Source organism: Streptomyces sp. NPDC059900 (assembly GCF_050270335.1).
Lineage (GTDB): Bacteria > Actinomycetota > Actinomycetes > Streptomycetales > Streptomycetaceae > Streptomyces.
Map to the genome: position 1 here is coordinate 1 of NZ_JBNNJZ010000163.1, position 15,335 is coordinate 15,335.

Below are 15,335 nucleotides of genomic sequence, written 5' to 3' on the forward strand. Positions count from 1 at the left end.
GTCACCGGGTCGCGGTCCTCGCCGTCGACCCCTCGTCGACCCGCACGGGCGGTTCCATCCTCGGCGACAAGACGCGCATGGAACGCCTCGCGGTGGACCCGGCGGCCTTCGTGCGGCCCTCGCCCACCGCCGGGACGCTCGGCGGGGTCGCGAAGGCCACCCGCGAGTCGATCGTGGTGATGGAGGCCGCGGGCTATGACGTGGTGCTCGTGGAGACCGTGGGCGTGGGCCAGTCGGAGACGGCGGTCGCGAACATGGTCGACTCGTTCCTGCTGCTCAGCCTGGCCCGCACCGGCGATCAGCTACAGGGCATCAAGAAGGGCGTCCTCGAACTCGCCGACGTCCTCGCCATCAACAAGGCGGACGGCCCGCACGAGCGTGACGCGCGCTCGGCGGCGCGTGAACTGGCGGGCGCCCTGAGGCTCATGCACCCTGCCGACGCCGCCTGGACGCCGCCGGTGCTCAGCTGCAGCGCCAGGGAATCCAGCGGCCTGGACGAGGTGTGGGACCGCCTGGAACAGCACCGCTCGCTCCTGGACTCCACCGGCCGCCTGGCCGCCAAGCGGCGCGACCAGCAGGTCGACTGGACGTGGACGATGGTGCGGGACGAACTCCTTGACCGGCTGCGGGGGCACGGGGCGGTGCGGGAACTGGCCCCTGACCTGGAGCAGCGGGTACGGGAGGGCACACTGACGGCAACGCTGGCGGCGGAGCGGATCCTGGGGGCGTTCCAGGGGGGCGAGTAGCCCTTCGGGGTGGATGTGATGCCGGGTGCTCGGGCGGGTGGGCGGGAAACATCCGCCGCGAAGCGGCGGTCTAGATTGGCCCCATGACCACAGCAGCCACCGACGAGACCCCCGTCCTCCTCCGCGCAGAGGGCCGCGCGGGCCACATCACGCTGAACCGCCCCCGGGCGATCAACGCGCTGAACCACGCCATGGTCCGCCTGATGGACGAGGCCCTGTCCGGCTATGAGCGGGACGAGGACATCAGCACCGTCGTCCTCACCGGCGCAGGCACCCGCGGTCTCTGCGCCGGCGGCGACATCCGCTCCATCCACGACGACATCCGCGCGGGCGGCGGCCCCGCGTCCGTGGCCTTCTGGCGGGACGAGTACCGGCTCAACGCCCGTATCGCCCGCTTCCCGAAGCCGTACGTCGCCGTGATGGACGGGATCGTGATGGGCGGCGGGGTCGGCGTCTCGGCGCACGGCAGCGTGCGGATCGTCACCGAGCGCTCCCGGATCGCCATGCCGGAGACCGGGATCGGCTTCGTGCCGGACGTCGGCGGTACGTATCTCCTGACGCGGACGCCCGGCGAACTGGGCACCCACCTCGCGCTGACCGGCTCGGCGGTCGGCGCGGGCGACGCGCTGCTGTGCGGCCTCGCCGACCACTACGTACCCTCCGAGCGCCTGCCGGAGTTCACCGCCGCGCTCGCCGCCGCCGACGTGAGCGAGGTGGTCGCGCGGTACGCCGCCACCGCGCCCGGGGGTGAACTCGCCGACCATCGCGAGTGGATCGACGCCTGCTACTCCGCCGACTCCGTGGAGGACATCGTGGACCGGCTGTACGACTCGGGCGAGCGCGCGGCGAAGGAGGCCGCGGAGACGCTCCTCGGCAAGTCGCCGACCTCGCTGAAGGTCACGCTCGCCGCCCTGCGCCGGGCCCGCGCCCTCGCCTCGCTGGAGGAGGTGCTCGACCAGGAGTACCGCGTCTCGGCGACGGCGATCACCGCGCCGGACATGGTGGAGGGCATCCGCGCCCAAGTGGTCGACAAGGACCGCGATCCGCACTGGTCCCCCGCCGAGCTTGCGCAAGTGACCGACGCGGACGTGGCCCGGCACTTCCGGCCGCGCGAAGGCGACGAGCTCGGCCTCACCCCCGGTCGGGGCTGACCGCGGTGCCCCTGATCCAGACGCCCCGCCTGCTGCTCCGGCGCTGGCGCGAGACGGACGTCGCGCCCATGACCGTCATCAACTCCGATCCCCGGGTGATGCGGTGGATCGGCGACGGTTCCGTCCACAGCCAGGAACAGACCCGGGACCGCATCGCGATGTGGGAGCACGAGTGGGAGACCGAAGGCTTCGGGCTCTTCGCGGTGGAGCTCCGCGCCACCGGTGAACTCGCCGGGTTCACCGGGCTCTCCGTGCCGCACTACCTCCCCGAGGTGCTGCCCGCGGTGGAGATCGGCTGGCGGTTCGGGCCCCCTTTCTGGGGGCAGGGCCTGGCCACCGAGGCGGCACGTGCCGCCCTGGGCTTCGGCTTCGCCGAGCGCGGTCTCGAGCGGGTCGTCAGCATCGTCCAGGTGGGCAACAACGCCTCGGAGCGCGTCATGAACAAGCTGGGGATGCGCGTGGAGCGGGGTGCCGTCGACCATCACTGCGGTCGCCCCATCCGCATCCATGTCCTCGACGCGCCCGCTACGGGGGATCTATCTCCGTGACCACGGCGAGGAGCTGGAAGGGCAGTTCCCTGTCCCACTGGGAGACGCCGAGGGCGATCCATCTCCCGTCGGCCCGCCAGAGGTGAAGGTCCGGGACCGAGGAACTCAGCGAGTTCCACGGCTCCGGTATCTCCTCGCCCGCCGCGTCATCACCCGACGACCACTCCTCGCCGCCGTCGCCCGGCGTCCGCTCGAAGAGGCTCTCCAGGCTGAATATCTGCGGCGCTCCCCAGCGGTCGACTAGGAGGACCGAGAGGCCGTCGCGCTCGGCCTCGTACTGATCCGCGGTCGCCTCCCACCGCGTGCCGTCGTCCTCCCAGAAGTCGTCGCTCGTCATCAACTCGGCGATGCGATAACCCGGACCGCCGTCGCCGTCCTGCGACCTGCCGTGCTCCGCGGGGAACTCCCGTGAGCGCAGCAGGTCGATCGCGGCGAGATGCTGTGCGGTACTCATGCGATCCAGTAAAGCGGCCGCCACTGACAACCGGCCCCCCGTCCGGCACCGGACGTCACCATCCGGACATCCGGCTCACGCGTCGCGCCGCCGCACCGCCCACCAGCCCGCCAGGAGCGAGGCGGCCGCCCACGCCGCCGTGACGCCAAGTCCCGCCCACGGGCCCAGAGTTCCCGACGGGTTCTCGTGGAGCACCTGCTGGCCCGCCCGGTCCGGCAGGAAGCCCGCGACACCGCTCGCGACGTCCCCGACCACGAAGGACACGATGAGCGTGAACGGGATGAGGATGCTCAGGACGGCGACCCCGCTGCGCAGCACCATGGTCAGGCCCGCCGCGAGCAGCGCCATCAGCGCGAGGTAGATGCCGCCGCCGACGCACGCCCGGACGGCACCGTCATGGCCGAGACCGATCGCATAGTCCCCCATGAACGCCTGCCCGGCCAGGAAGGCGACGAAGCTGGTGAGGATGCCCGTGCCGAGGGCGAGCGCGCCCACCACCGCGACCTTCGCCCCGTAGAAGAGTCCTCTGCGCGGCACCGCGGACAGCGAGATCCGCAGCGCGCCGTTCAGGTACTCGCAGGACATCGCCGTCGTCCCGAAGCTGATGGCGGCGATCTGGCCGAAGTTGAGCGCGTAGAAGGCACCGAAGAGCGGTTCGTAGTCGGCGTTGTCGGCCTCCGCCGTGCCGATCGTGGCGAACGCGAGCACGGTGATGGCCAGGGTGGCCGCGAAGACGGCGATGAGCGAACCGAGGCTGGCGCGCACCGACTTGATCTTGATCCACTCCGAGCGGAGCACGGCGGTCGTCGACATGGTCAGGCCTCCTGGCGGGGCGTCGGGGCGGTGGCGGCGAACTCGGCGTCGTCGGCCGTGAGGGCGAGGTAGGCCTGCTCCAGAGAGGCCTGCTCGTCGGAGAGTTCACGGAGCGCAATGCCGTGACCTGCGGCGATGGACCCGATCTCCTCGGCCTTCGCGCCCTCCACCGTCCAGCGTCCGCCGTCCTGCGCCGTCATCGCGTACCCCTTATCCGTCAGGAGGCCGCGCAGCCGCTCGCTCTCCGGGGTGCGCAGCCGCACCCGCGGGCTGCTGTGCGCCGCGATGAAGTCGGGCATCGAGGTGTCGGCGAGCAGCCTGCCCCGGCCGAGGACCACCAGGTGGTCGGCGAACGTGGCCGTCTCGTTCATCAGATGGCTGGAGACCAGGACCGTGCGGCCCTCCTTGGCCAGGCGCCGCAGCAGCTCGCGGATCCAGATGATCCCTTCGGGGTCGAGGCCGTTGGACGGCTCGTCCAGCATGACCACGCGCGGGTCGCCGAGCAGCGCGGCCGCGATGCCGAGGCGTTGGCGCATGCCGAGCGAGAACGTCTTGATCCGGCGCCCCGCCACGGTGGCGAGCCCCGCCTCTTCGAGGACCTCCGTCACCCGGCGCGCGGGGATGCGGTTGCTCGCGGCCAGGGCGAGGAGGTGGTTGCGGGCGCTGCGCGAGCCGTGCGCGGCCTGCGCGTCGAGCAGGGCCCCACGTGGTGCAGGGGTTCGTCGATGTCCGCATAGGGGCGGCCGCCGATCGTCGCGGTGCCCGAAGTGGGCCGGTCGAGGCCGAGGACGAGGCGCATGGTGGTGGACTTGCCGGCTCCGTTGGGGCCGAGGAACCCGGTGACCTTCCCCGGCCGGACGGTGAAGGTCAGTGCGTCCACCGCGCGGGTGGCGCCGTACTCCTTGGTGAGGTTCTGGACGTCGATGCTGGTCATGGGTCCAGACTCGCGGCCGTACGGGGGTGGGGGCTTCCCCCGGCCGGGGGCTTCGTCTCCCCCTCACGGGGGAGCCGTGCGGGGGTGTGCGGCTGGCACGATGACGGGATGCCCCGCTTCTTCCGGCCGGTCACCAGCGCGGTGACCTATACGCGCTGGCTGCACCTGCTCATCGGCTCGGCCATCCCCTTGATGGGCGCGTTCATCACGCCGGGACTCAGCCGTACCTCGCCCGCCGAGTGGGTGCAGATCGCGTTGCAGCCGATCCCGCTGGTCGTGGCGGCCGCCCTGCTGCTGCCTTTCGTGCGCAGGGCGGAGGGTCTGCAGGCGCGGCTGATGCTGTTCCCGGGGCAGCACGCGCGCGTGCCGGGCGACGAGGAGGAATCCGGGATCTCCGTGGCTCCCTCGGTGTCCTGGCGCGACCGCGGCAGGACCGCGCTGTGGTTGGTGCTGCGCTTGGAGGCCGGCTTCCTGGCGGGCTACGTCACGGTGCAGTTCCTGGGGACCGCGCTGGCCCTGGTGGGAGCGGCGTCGTCGGAGCGCGGCGAGGAACCCGGCGTGCTCCTTCCCCTGCCGGGTCCGCACCCGGCGAACGCGCTGCTCGTGCCGGTCCCGATCATGTTGCTCCTGGGAGTGATGGTGGTCGGGGGCCGCCTGATGACGTCGGCCGCCCGGCGTCTGCTGGGCCCCTCCCCCACCGAACGCCTCGCCGCCCTGGAGGAGCGCACCGAGCAACTCCTGGAACGCAACCGGATCGCGCGGGAACTGCACGACTCCATAGGTCACGCGCTGACCGTCGCCGTGGTCCAGGCGGGAGCCGCACGGGCCGCCGCCGACGCCGGGTTCACCGAGCGGGCGCTCGGCGCGATCGAGGAGACGGGCCGGGCGGCTCTGGAGGACCTCGAGCGTGTCCTGCGTGTCCTGCGGGAGGACGAACAGCCCGCGAGCCGGCGCCCCACGCTCTCCGACGCCGCCCAACTCCTGGAGTCCGCACGGGCTTCGGGGGCGAAGGTCGACACCGAGGTGTCAGGGCCCGTGGAGCGCCTGCCGGGCCCCGTCTCCCGCGAGGCCTACCGCATGCTCCAGGAGGCCCTGACGAACGTGCTGCGCCACTCCGGGCCGGTGCCGGTCCAGGTACGGATTACGGTCCGCGAGACCGCCCTGGAGATCGACGTACGCAACGCGCTGCCCGCGGCACGAGAGAGCACCGGCCGCGGCGGCAGCGGACTGCGCGGCATCCGGGAGCGGGCCACGCTGCTCGGCGGCCGGGCCACCACGGGACCGCGCGACGGCGAATGGCAGGTGCACGTCGAGCTGCCGCTCGGGTGATCTACGCTGACCGGATGCCGGTCACTGTCCTCCTCGTCGACGACGAACCCCTCGTACGCGCCGGTCTGCGGGCCGTCCTGGAGGCGCAGCCCGACATCGAGGTGGTGGGCGAGGCGGCCGACGGGGCCGCGGTGATTCCGCTGGTGCGCCAACTGCGGCCCGACGTGGTCGCCATGGACGTGCGGATGCCGCTTCTGGACGGCATCGAGGCCACGCGCGCGGTCCTGCGCACCGTGCAGGACCCGCCGAAGATCCTCGTGGTGACGACCTTCGAGAACGACGAGTACGTGTACGAGGCGCTGCGCGCGGGCGCGGACGGTTTCCTGCTCAAGCGCGCCCGCCCCGCCGAGATCGTGAACGCCGTCCGGCTCGTCGCCGAGGGCGAGTCGCTGCTGTTCCCGGCGGCAGTGCGGCAGCTGGCGGGCGAGTACGGGCAGCGGCCGGGCAACGCGGCGGCCAGGGCCGCCCTGGAGCGGGCCTCGCTCACCGAGCGCGAGTCGGACGTGCTGCGCCTGATGACGCGCGGTCTGTCGAACGCGGAGATCGCCGGGGAGCTGATCGTCGGCGCCGAGACGGTGAAGTCCCACGTGAGTGCCGTCCTCGCGAAGCTGGGGGCCCGCGACCGGACGCAGGCGGTGATCACCGCGTACGAGTCCGGTTTCGTCGCGCCGGGCTAGGGCCTGTCGTAGCCGCGGCCGGTCGCCACTCTGTGTCACGGCAGGGCCCGGCACTCGCAGTGGTCGGCCCCGGCGAGTACGATCCGCCCCATCATGCGCACGAGCTGGGAGGACGGACGTTGGGGCGGCTGACCGGCGGGGATCCCTCTCTGCTGCGGCGGATCAACTCCGCGGTGGTGCTGCACGCGCTGCGTGGGGCGGACTTCGCGACACTCACCGAGGTCACCCGGGTGACGGGGCTTTCACGGCCGACCGTCGAGGGCGTGGTCGAGGGGCTCATCGAGGCCGGGCTCGTGGTGGAGACCGCCGCCGAGGAAGGCGCGGCAAGACGCCAGGGACGGCCCGCGCGGAGGTTCCGCTTCCGGGCCGAGGCGGGGCATCTGCTCGGCTTGGAGATCGGCCCGCACCGGGTGGCCGCGGTCCTGTCGGACCTGGACGGCCGGGTCCTTGGCACGGCGGCCAGGGACGTGGACGAGACGGCCTCCGCGGACGAGCGCATCGAGCGGCTGCGCACGGCGGTCGCGGACCTGCTGCGCCGGGGCGGGATCGCCCGCAGTTCGCTGCGCGCGGTGGGCGTCGGCAGCCCCGGCATCGTGGAGGCGGACGGCACGGTCCGGCTCGGCACCGCGCTGCCGGAGTGGACGGGGCTCCCGCTGGGCGAGCGCCTGCGCAGGTCCTTCAAGTGTCCGGTCCTGGTGGAGAACGACGCGAACACGGCGGCCGTGGCCGAGCACTGGAAGGGCGCGGCGACCGAGTCCGACGACGTGGTGTTCGTCCTGGCCGGGCTCAGCCCGGGAGCCGGCGCACTGATCGGCGGCCGGCTGCACCGCGGGTACGGCGGCGCCGCGGGCGAGATCGGCGCCCTGCATCTGCTGGGCCGCGACGTGACCCCGGAGACGCTGCTTTCGACCACGGACGAGCCCCTGCATCCGCTGGACGAGCAGGCGGTGGCGCAGGTGTTCGCCGACGCGCGCGAGGGCGACGAGCGGGCGCAGCAGGCCGTCGAGCGGTACATCCAGCGTCTGGTGCACGACGTGGCGGCGCTGGTGCTCGCCCTTGATCCCGAACTGGTCGTCGTGGGCGGCTGGGCGGCCGGTCTCGACGGTGTCCTGGAGCCGCTGCGCCGCGAGTTGGCCCGTTACTGTCTGCGCCCGCCCCGGGTGGCCCTGTCGATGCTCGGCGAGGCCGCCATCGCGACGGGCGCGCTGCGCCTGGCCCTGGACCATGTCGAGGAGCAGTTGTTCGCGGTGGAGGGAACGGTCACGGCGCGCCGCTGAGGCGACGCGCCGTGCACACGAAGAACAAGAGGAGCGGTGTCAGGAGGCCCGGCTCTCCGGGCCGTGGTGGATCTCGACGCCGCCCTCGTCGCCGAACGTGAGGCGGCAGGTGTCGGCGCGGTACGTCGCCACGGACACCGCGGCGGTGCGTCCCTCGGCGAAGAAGCGGGTCGTCACTACGAGGACCGGGGCTCCGGGCAGCCGGTCGAGCGCCTTGGCGTCGTCCGCGCGGGCGGAGCCGAGCTCCACGGCGCGGTCCTGTCCTTCGAGGCCGAGCCGGTGCAGCTCGCGCAGCACGCCACGCGCGCGTGAGGGCCCGGACGGGGCGTCGATGGCGGACAGCTCGGCGACCGACGACGTCGGTACGTACAGGAGCTCGGCGGCCACGGGCTGGCCGTGCGAGACGCGCGTACGGCGCACCACGTGCACCTGCTCGTCGCCCGGGACATCGAGCATGCGGGCCACGTCGGCGGGCGGGGTCGCCGGTGCGCAGTCGGCGGGCTGCCAGGCGTCGCCGACCTCGCCGGGCCAGGTGCCCTGCGCGGACCCGACGGCCACTCCCACCCGCGGCGGGGCGACGGTCGTGCCGACTCCGCGGCGGCGCTGCAGCCTGCCTTCCAGCTCCAGCTGTTCCAGTGCCTGGCGCAGCGTGGCGCGGGCGACACCGAACCGGGCCGCGAGATCACGCTCGTTGGGCAGGATCTCGCCGACGCCGAACTCGGAGTCGAGTGCCTCGCTGAGCACGGTCTTGAGGTGCCAGTACTTCGGCTCCGGAGCCGTTTCCAGCTGCGTGGTCCCCACCCTGTCCTCCGCAATCGCCGTGTGCCGGCGGCTTTTTAGCGCCCTTGTTTATTAAAGGTTCCTGCACTATCCCTGGCGACGATAGAACGGCACCCACCCTTGGTCAAGACCAATCCTCGATCCGTTACAGCGCGCACAGGGAAGATGCCACAGAGCATTCACGCGTTGTTGGTGCCGGTCCACGCGCGCGTTGCGAACAAGACAAAAACCCCCGCCTCGGGTGACGGGGGTCTGACCTGCGGTTCATCTGCCGTCCAGTGCGGCCTAGGCGGCGAATCCGAGCAGCTTGTCCGGGTTGCGGATGATGTAGACGTGGGCGATCCGCCCGTCGACGACGTCCAGTTGGAAGACGGAGTCCGGCTTGCCGTCGACCAGGATCAGCACCGAATCGGCGCCGTTGAGCTCCAGGAAGCGGGCCTCGACCTCCGCTCCGCCCGGTACGCCCTTGCGGGCGGCGCCGTCGAGGAAACGGCCCACCTTGTCGGCGTTCTCGATGACGCGCAGCGGCGCCCTGGCCTTGCCGCCGCTGTCGCCGACCAGGCGTACGTCCGGGGCGAGCAGGGACATCAGGCCGTCGAGGTCGCCGCTGGTCGCCGCGGCGAGAAACCGCTCGGTCAGGTCACGGCGCTCGACCGGATCCACGGTGTAACGCGGCTTTCCCTCCTCGACGTGCTTGCGGGCCCGCGCCGCGAGCTGCCGCACGGCCGGTTCGCCGCGGTCCAGCGTGAGGGCGATCTCCGAGAACGGGAACCCGAAGGCCTCCCGCAGCACGAACACGGCGCGCTCCAGCGGCGAAAGGGATTCCAGTACGACCAGGACGGCGATGGAGACGGAGTCGGCGAGCACGGCCCGCTCGGCGGTGTCCGGGACGGTGGGGCCGTAGTCGGTGACGAGCGGTTCGGGCAGCCACGGGCCCACGTAGGACTCGCGCCGGGACTGCACGTGGCGCAGCCGGTCGATGGCGAGCCGTGTGGTGACGCGCACCAAGTAGGCACGCGGTTCGCGTACTTGCGCCTGGTCGGCCGCCGACCAGCGCAGCCAGGACTCCTGTACGACGTCCTCCGCGTCGGCCACCCGGCCGAGCATGCGGTAGGCCACGCCCATCAGGACGGGCCGGTGTTCTTCGAAGACGTCGGTCACGGTGTCGGTCGCCACCCGTCCATCCCAGCCGACGGGCCGTGCGGTGTCCAGGCGAAGCGGGTGCGGCGCGCCCCACACCGGCTCGGCGGTCACCCCGACCGCCCTCTTGAACTGGAGGCTACTGAGCGGTAATTGTTGCTGACAACGTGTCTAAGGTGTCTGAGGACCGTCGCCGGGCGGCGGGGACTGGAGCAGCAATGGCCGCAGAGGTGTCTTTCAGCGTCGAATCCCCCGGCGGCCCGAGGACCCTGTCCGTCGCGTACGAACGCGCAGGTGCGGGTGAGCCGCTGCTCCTGCTGCACGGCATCGGCCATCACCGCCAGGCGTGGGACCCGGTGTTCGGCATCCTGGCCGCCGAGTACGACGTGATAGCCGTGGATCTGCCGGGCTTCGGGGAGTCCCCCGCGCTCCCCGACGGGCTTCCTTACGACATCACCACGGTGGTGTCCGTGCTCGGCGCGCTGTGCGAGGCCCTGGGGATCGAGCGGCCGCACGTGGCGGGCAACTCCCTGGGCGGTCTGCTCGCCCTTGAACTGGGCCGGGAGAAGCTGGTGCGCTCGGTCACCGCCCTGTCCCCCGCCGGCTTCTGGACGCCCGGCGAGCGGCGCTACGCGTTCAACACCCTGCTCGCGATGCGGCACGGGGCGCGGCTCCTTCCGCTGCCGCTGATCGAGCGGCTCTCCCGCAGCGCCGCCGGGCGCGCGGCGCTCACCAGCACGATCTACGCCCACCCCGGCCGCCGGTCACCCGAGGCGGTCGTCGCCGAGACGCTCGCGCTGCGCGACGCCAAGGGGTTCGAGCAGACCCTCGCCGCCGGGCGTGACGTGCTCTTCGGCGACGACGTGCCCGGACTCGCGGTCACCGTCGCGTGGGGCGCCCGCGACCGCATCCTGCTGCGCCGCCAGGGGATCCGCGCCAAGCACACGGTGCCCGGCGCCCGCCTGGTGCGCCTTCCCGGCTGCGGGCACGTCCCGATGAACGACGACCCGGCCCTCGTCGCGCGCGTCGTCCTCGACACCTGCCGCCGCCTTCCGGCCGCGTAGCACGCCGGAGCCCAGGGCCACCCCGACGCCGACGAGTGCGCTCCCCACGGCCTGCGGGACTCCGTAGGCCCCGGTCCCGACCAGGGGTGCGGTGAAGGCCGCCGCCACGGGGATCAGACCGGAGAAGAGGGTGGCCCGCTCGGCGCCGATGTGCTGGATGCCCGAGTACCAGCAGACGAACCCGATGACGGTGACGATCGCCGCCTGCCACAGCAGGGCCGCCGCCTCGGTGGTGCCGGGCATCCGCAGGAAGTCCCCGCCGTCGGCCAGGACGCCGATGAGGGCGGACTCGACGGCGGCGATCCCGCACACCGTGGCCGACAGCAGCTTGGGGCCGAGCGGCCGCAGCACGGGAACGGCGAGGACCGCGAACCCGACCTCGCCCGCGAGCGCGCACACGGAGAAGAGGATGCCGACGGCGTCCGTACGGCCCCACCCCTGCACGGTGAAGGCTCCCGCCGCGACGATCAGCGCCCCGTACATCACGGCCCGCCGCGGCTGCCGCCCTTCAAGGAGTGGCACGAGGACCGCCACGACGACCGGGGCGCATCCTACGAAGACACCCGGTACGGCAGGTTCCGCGGTGCGTTCGGCGGCCAGGATCGCGAGGTTGAACCCGACCATGCCGACCGCGGCGAGGACCGCCAGCCGCCCCCACTGGCGCCGGGTGAGGCGGGCGAGCGGCGCGGTGCCGCCCCGCCCGAGCAGTGGCAGGAGCAGCAGACAGGCCAGGCCGTAGCGCAGGAACTGGCCGCCCGCGTACGGGTAGTCGCCCAGGAGGCTGTTGGCGGTGAAGGAACCGCCGACGAGGAGGCAGGCGAGGGCCGCCAGCAGGGACCCGCGGGTGAGGTTGGCGTTCATGCCCCTGACGCTAGGAACGGACGCGGACCGGTTTAAGGTCCACTTCCGGGGCCTCTTCGGGGACCACTTCGCGCGGGGTCCCATAATTCGGCCGCCAAATCCGCCACGTACTGGAGGCGCATCCCGGTGACATCACCAGCGGGCCGGGCGCCCGGAACCGCCGCCTGGGAGCTGCTGCTGCCCGCCGCGTCGGCCCCCGCCCGCAGCCGGGGCCGCAGCCTCCAGTCGGCGCTGCGCGAGGCGGTCAGGTCGGGGCAGCTTTCGCCGGGCACGCGGCTGCCGTCGAGCCGTGCGCTCGCCGCCGACCTGGGTGTCTCGCGCGGGCTCGTCACGGAGGCGTACGAGCAGCTGACGGCCGAGGGGTACCTGCGCAGCGACCGGGGCGCGGGAACCTGGGTGGGCGGCGCGGTGCGGAAGGCCGCTCCCGGCACACGTGATCTGGCGCCGCGGCCTGTCCACGCGCGCGTGGACTTCATCGCGGGCACCCCCGATCTGTCCCTGTTCCCGCGCGCCGCGTGGGCGGCCGCGCACCGCGGTGTCCTGGCCGAACTGCCCCACCACGCACTGGGCTACCCCGATCCGCGGGGCCTGCCCCGGCTGCGTACGGCCCTCGCCGAACTCCTCGTACGCCGCCGGGGCGTGGTCGCGGGCCCCGAGGGGATCATCGTCTGCTCCGGAGTGGCCCAGGCGATGGCGCTGCTCGGATTCGTGCTCCGCGCGCGGGGGGTGGGTGCCGTCGGCGTCGAGGATCCAGGGAGCCCGCAGCACGGCGAGCTGTTCGCGTCGGCGGACGTCGCCACGGTGCCGGTGCCCGTCGACGACGAGGGTGCGGACATCGGCGCGCTGAGGGAGCACGGTCTGCGCGCGGTCGTCACCACGCCCGCCCACCAGTTCCCCTCGGGCATCGGCTACTCGGCCCGGCGGCGGGCCGGACTCCTGGACTGGGCACGGTCCGTGGACGGCCTGATCATCGAGGACGACTACGACGGGGACTTCCGCTACGACCGCGCCCCGGTGGGCGCCCTCCAGGGACTCGACCCCGAGCACGTCGCCTACACGGGCTCGGTCAGCAAGTCACTCGCTCCCGGCCTGCGCCTTGGCTGGCTGCTCGTACCGGAGTCGATGGCCGACGAGGTCGTCGCCCGCAAGCGCATGATGGACCTGGGCAACCCGGCGCTCGACCAGGCGCTGCTCGCGCGCTTCGTCGAACGCGGCGACTACGACCGGCAGTTGCGCCGCTGCCAGCGCGCCTACCGCGAACGCAGGGACGCGCTCGTCGCGGCGCTCGACAGGCACTTCCCGGGCACGGAGGTGACCGGCATCGCCGCGGGCCTGCACGTCATCGCCCGGCTGCCCGGCCGCTGGGGCCCGCAGGAGGCCTTCCTGCGGCGGGCCGCGGCGGCCGGGGTCGCGCTGCGGCCGCTGAGCGACTACGGCTCGGCGACCGGCCCCGGGGTGTGCCTCGTGCTCGGCTACGCCCATCTGACGCCCGCCCAGATCGCCGAGGGGGTGCGGCTCGCCGCCGGGGCCGCTCAGGAGTTGGACCACGCGCGCGTGCAGAGCACCAGGCGGTAGCCGTCCGGGTCCTCGACGGTGACGCCCCACTCGTTCCAGTACGGGTTGGGGGACAGGACGCGGGTGCCGCCGTGCGCCTCCAGGCGGGCCACCAGGTCGTCGGGGACGGGCTCGTCGAGGTAGATGACGAGCAGGTCCTCGTCCGTGGGGCGGGGCAGGACCGGCTTGTCGGCCTCGTGGACGAGTTCGAGATGCCAGGAGGCGTCCGGCCATCCGGCCATGAGCAGGTCGTGTTCGCCGGGAGCGTGGCCGCCCTCCGAGCGCCACACGACGTCCAGACCGAGGCCCCTCACCCAGAAGCGCTCCGCCGCGGCGAGGTCGCGGGACGGGCGGGCGATGCGGATGTGGCTCTGTCCGTTGACGGGCACGGGACTCCCCCTGGTGCTGCGTGGAATGGATGCGCCGGCGCGCTCGACCGTGCGCCTGTGCCGCCGAGCGTAGGCAGCGAGCGGTCCGTGCGCATCGGCCGTCCGGCCTCGGGCGCGCGGCGGGGTCGTGCGTCTGCGGACCTGCGTCCCCGGACGTACATCTCCGGGCCGGTGACCGGGGATGTAGTGGACAGGACCGACACGGCGTTCGCACACCGGTTCCCTTTACCCCATGGGCAGTTGTTCACTTGTGGTTTGCGTGTGCGCCGCCGCGCACCGCTAGTTCTGGCCCTGCACACTGGTCTGACCTGTCACTGGAGGCGCATTCATGTCCCACCCTCAGCCGAGCCCGTCCCCGCGCCGCCGCAGTGTGCTGCGCGGTTCGCTCGCCGTCCCGGCGGCGCTGGCCGTGCCGTCCCTCACCGGGGCCGCTCCGGCGCTCGCCCTGTCGGGACGCCCGCGGGCCGAGTGGGGCGTGCAGGCCGGTGACGTGACGGCGCACGCGGGTCTGGTGTGGGTGCGGTCCGACCGTCCGGCCCGCATGATCGTGGAGACGTCCGCCACCGAGTCGTTCCGCAACCCCACGCGCTTCAAGGGCCCGCTGCTCGGCCCGGACACCGACTTCACGGGGACGACACGGCTGCGCGGGCTGCCGGCGGGCGAGCAGATCCACTACCGCGTGCTCCTGGCCGACCCCGACGACCCCCGGCGCACCGGAGAGCCGGTCACCGGCACCTTCCGTACGACACCGAAGGGGCGCAGGGAAGGCGTGCGTTTCCTGTGGTCGGGCGACATCGCGGGCCAGGGGTGGGGCATCAACCCGGACCGCGGCGGCTGGCGCATCTTCGACGAGATGCGCCGCAGGGACCCGGACTTCTTCCTGTGCAGCGGCGACAACATCTACGCCGACGGGCCGATCCTGCCCAGCGTCACCCTCCCCGACGGCAGTGTGTGGCGCAACGTCACCACGGAGGAGAAGTCGAAGGTCGCCGAGACGCTCGCGGAGTTCCGCGGCGCCTTCCGCTACAACCTGCTCGACGAGAACCTGCGGCGCTTCAACGCCCAGGTCCCCTCGATCGTCCAGTGGGACGACCACGAGGTGAAGAACAACTGGTATCCGGGGCAGATTCTGACCGACGCCCGCTATACGGAGAAGAACGTGGACGTCCTCGCCGGGCGCTCCCTGCGGGCGTTCAGCGAGTACTTCCCCGTGTCGACGCTCCCGCCGGGCGACGAAGACGGGCGGGTGTACCGCACCCTGCGACACGGCCCGCTCCTCGACGTGTTCGTCCTGGACATGCGCTCCTACCGCAACGCGAACTCCCCCGGCCGCCAGACCGACGACACCACCGGCATCCTGGGCGCCCGGCAGCTGCAATGGCTCAAGCGGGAGCTTTCGCGCTCGCGTGCCACCTGGAAGGTCATCGCGTCCGACATGCCGCTGGGTCTCGTCGTGCCCGACGGATCGGCGAACTTCGAGGCCGTCGCGCAGGGCGACCCGGGCGCGCCGCTGGGCCGTGAACTGCAGATCGCCGAACTCCTGCGGCACATCAAGCACCGCAAGGTCACCGGGACGGTGTGGCTGACCACCGACGTGCACTACACGTCGGCCCAGCAC

14 protein-coding genes and 2 pseudogenes are annotated in these 15,335 nt (G+C 72.7%); 9 read left to right on the forward strand and 7 right to left on the reverse strand.

The window, feature by feature from the left end; all coding sequences use genetic code 11:
- From meaB to ACQKIP_RS21715, 3 genes are all read left to right on the forward strand, one after another.
- On the forward strand, nt 1–746 hold a 746-nt coding region (gene meaB, locus ACQKIP_RS21705; RefSeq protein WP_427743816.1), incomplete at its 5' end, for a methylmalonyl Co-A mutase-associated GTPase MeaB.
- Nucleotides 747–829: 83 nt separating this feature from the next.
- Nucleotides 830–1,897: an enoyl-CoA hydratase/isomerase family protein gene (locus ACQKIP_RS21710; RefSeq protein WP_365862306.1), complete on the forward strand. Its 1,068-nt coding sequence runs from the start codon at nt 830–832 to the stop codon at nt 1,895–1,897.
- A 5-nt stretch (nt 1,898–1,902) separates the two neighbouring features.
- Nucleotides 1,903–2,445, forward strand: coding sequence for a GNAT family N-acetyltransferase (locus tag ACQKIP_RS21715; protein ID WP_365862304.1), 543 nt, complete (start codon nt 1,903–1,905; stop codon nt 2,443–2,445).
- Here the strand turns inward: ACQKIP_RS21715 and ACQKIP_RS21720 are convergent.
- The 3 genes and pseudogenes from ACQKIP_RS21720 to ACQKIP_RS21730 form a co-directional block, all read right to left on the reverse strand.
- A complete protein-coding gene (locus ACQKIP_RS21720; RefSeq protein ID WP_365862302.1) occupies nt 2,423–2,899 on the reverse strand; it encodes a hypothetical protein in 477 nt (158 codons plus the stop codon). The genes ACQKIP_RS21715 and ACQKIP_RS21720 overlap by 23 nt on opposite strands.
- 75 nt (nt 2,900–2,974) lie before the next feature.
- A complete protein-coding gene (locus ACQKIP_RS21725; RefSeq protein ID WP_365862300.1) occupies nt 2,975–3,712 on the reverse strand; it encodes an ABC transporter permease in 738 nt (245 codons plus the stop codon).
- A 2-nt stretch (nt 3,713–3,714) separates the two neighbouring features.
- Nucleotides 3,715–4,646, reverse strand: a pseudogene (locus ACQKIP_RS21730) (ABC transporter ATP-binding protein).
- Between the two features lie 108 nt (nt 4,647–4,754).
- Here ACQKIP_RS21730 and ACQKIP_RS21735 point away from each other — a divergent pair.
- The 3 genes from ACQKIP_RS21735 (at nt 4,755) to ACQKIP_RS21745 (ending at nt 7,929) form a co-directional block, all read left to right on the forward strand.
- Nucleotides 4,755–5,975: a sensor histidine kinase gene (locus tag ACQKIP_RS21735; RefSeq protein WP_365862298.1), complete on the forward strand. Its 1,221-nt coding sequence runs from the start codon at nt 4,755–4,757 to the stop codon at nt 5,973–5,975.
- A gap of 14 nt (nt 5,976–5,989) precedes the next feature.
- Nucleotides 5,990–6,652 (forward strand): response regulator transcription factor, encoded by a 663-nt coding sequence (locus tag ACQKIP_RS21740; protein ID WP_365862296.1) that lies wholly within the window; start codon nt 5,990–5,992, stop codon nt 6,650–6,652.
- A 119-nt stretch (nt 6,653–6,771) separates the two neighbouring features.
- A complete protein-coding gene (locus ACQKIP_RS21745; protein WP_365862294.1) occupies nt 6,772–7,929 on the forward strand; it encodes an ROK family transcriptional regulator in 1,158 nt (385 codons plus the stop codon).
- Between the two features lie 39 nt (nt 7,930–7,968).
- Here the strand turns inward: ACQKIP_RS21745 and ACQKIP_RS21750 are convergent, their stop codons facing one another.
- Complete coding sequence (locus ACQKIP_RS21750) at nt 7,969–8,730, reverse strand: GntR family transcriptional regulator (protein ID WP_365862292.1); 762 nt, start codon at nt 8,728–8,730, stop codon at nt 7,969–7,971.
- A gap of 264 nt (nt 8,731–8,994) precedes the next feature.
- Nucleotides 8,995–9,885: an RNA polymerase sigma factor SigJ gene (gene sigJ, locus ACQKIP_RS21755; RefSeq protein ID WP_365862557.1), complete on the reverse strand. Its 891-nt coding sequence runs from the start codon at nt 9,883–9,885 to the stop codon at nt 8,995–8,997.
- Between the two features lie 182 nt (nt 9,886–10,067).
- On the opposite strand from sigJ, the gene ACQKIP_RS21760 reads away from it, so the two are divergent.
- Entirely contained in the window at nt 10,068–10,913 is an 846-nt protein-coding gene (locus ACQKIP_RS21760) for an alpha/beta fold hydrolase (RefSeq protein WP_365862290.1), read from the forward strand.
- Nucleotides 10,914–10,937: 24 nt separating this feature from the next.
- Here ACQKIP_RS21760 and ACQKIP_RS21765 read toward each other — a convergent pair.
- Nucleotides 10,938–11,858 (reverse strand): annotated as a pseudogene (locus ACQKIP_RS21765) (DMT family transporter); the annotation flags it as partial.
- 42 nt (nt 11,859–11,900) lie between these two features.
- Here ACQKIP_RS21765 and ACQKIP_RS21770 point away from each other — a divergent pair.
- On the forward strand, nt 11,901–13,349 hold the full coding sequence (locus tag ACQKIP_RS21770) for a PLP-dependent aminotransferase family protein (RefSeq protein ID WP_427743817.1): 1,449 nt from the start codon (nt 11,901–11,903) through the stop codon (nt 13,347–13,349).
- Here the strand turns inward: ACQKIP_RS21770 and ACQKIP_RS21775 are convergent.
- Nucleotides 13,307–13,717: a VOC family protein gene (locus ACQKIP_RS21775; protein ID WP_365862288.1), complete on the reverse strand. Its 411-nt coding sequence runs from the start codon at nt 13,715–13,717 to the stop codon at nt 13,307–13,309. The genes ACQKIP_RS21770 and ACQKIP_RS21775 overlap by 43 nt on opposite strands.
- A gap of 328 nt (nt 13,718–14,045) precedes the next feature.
- Here ACQKIP_RS21775 and ACQKIP_RS21780 point away from each other — a divergent pair.
- Nucleotides 14,046–15,335: alkaline phosphatase D family protein (locus tag ACQKIP_RS21780; protein ID WP_427743819.1), on the forward strand; the 1,290-nt coding region annotated here is incomplete at its 3' end.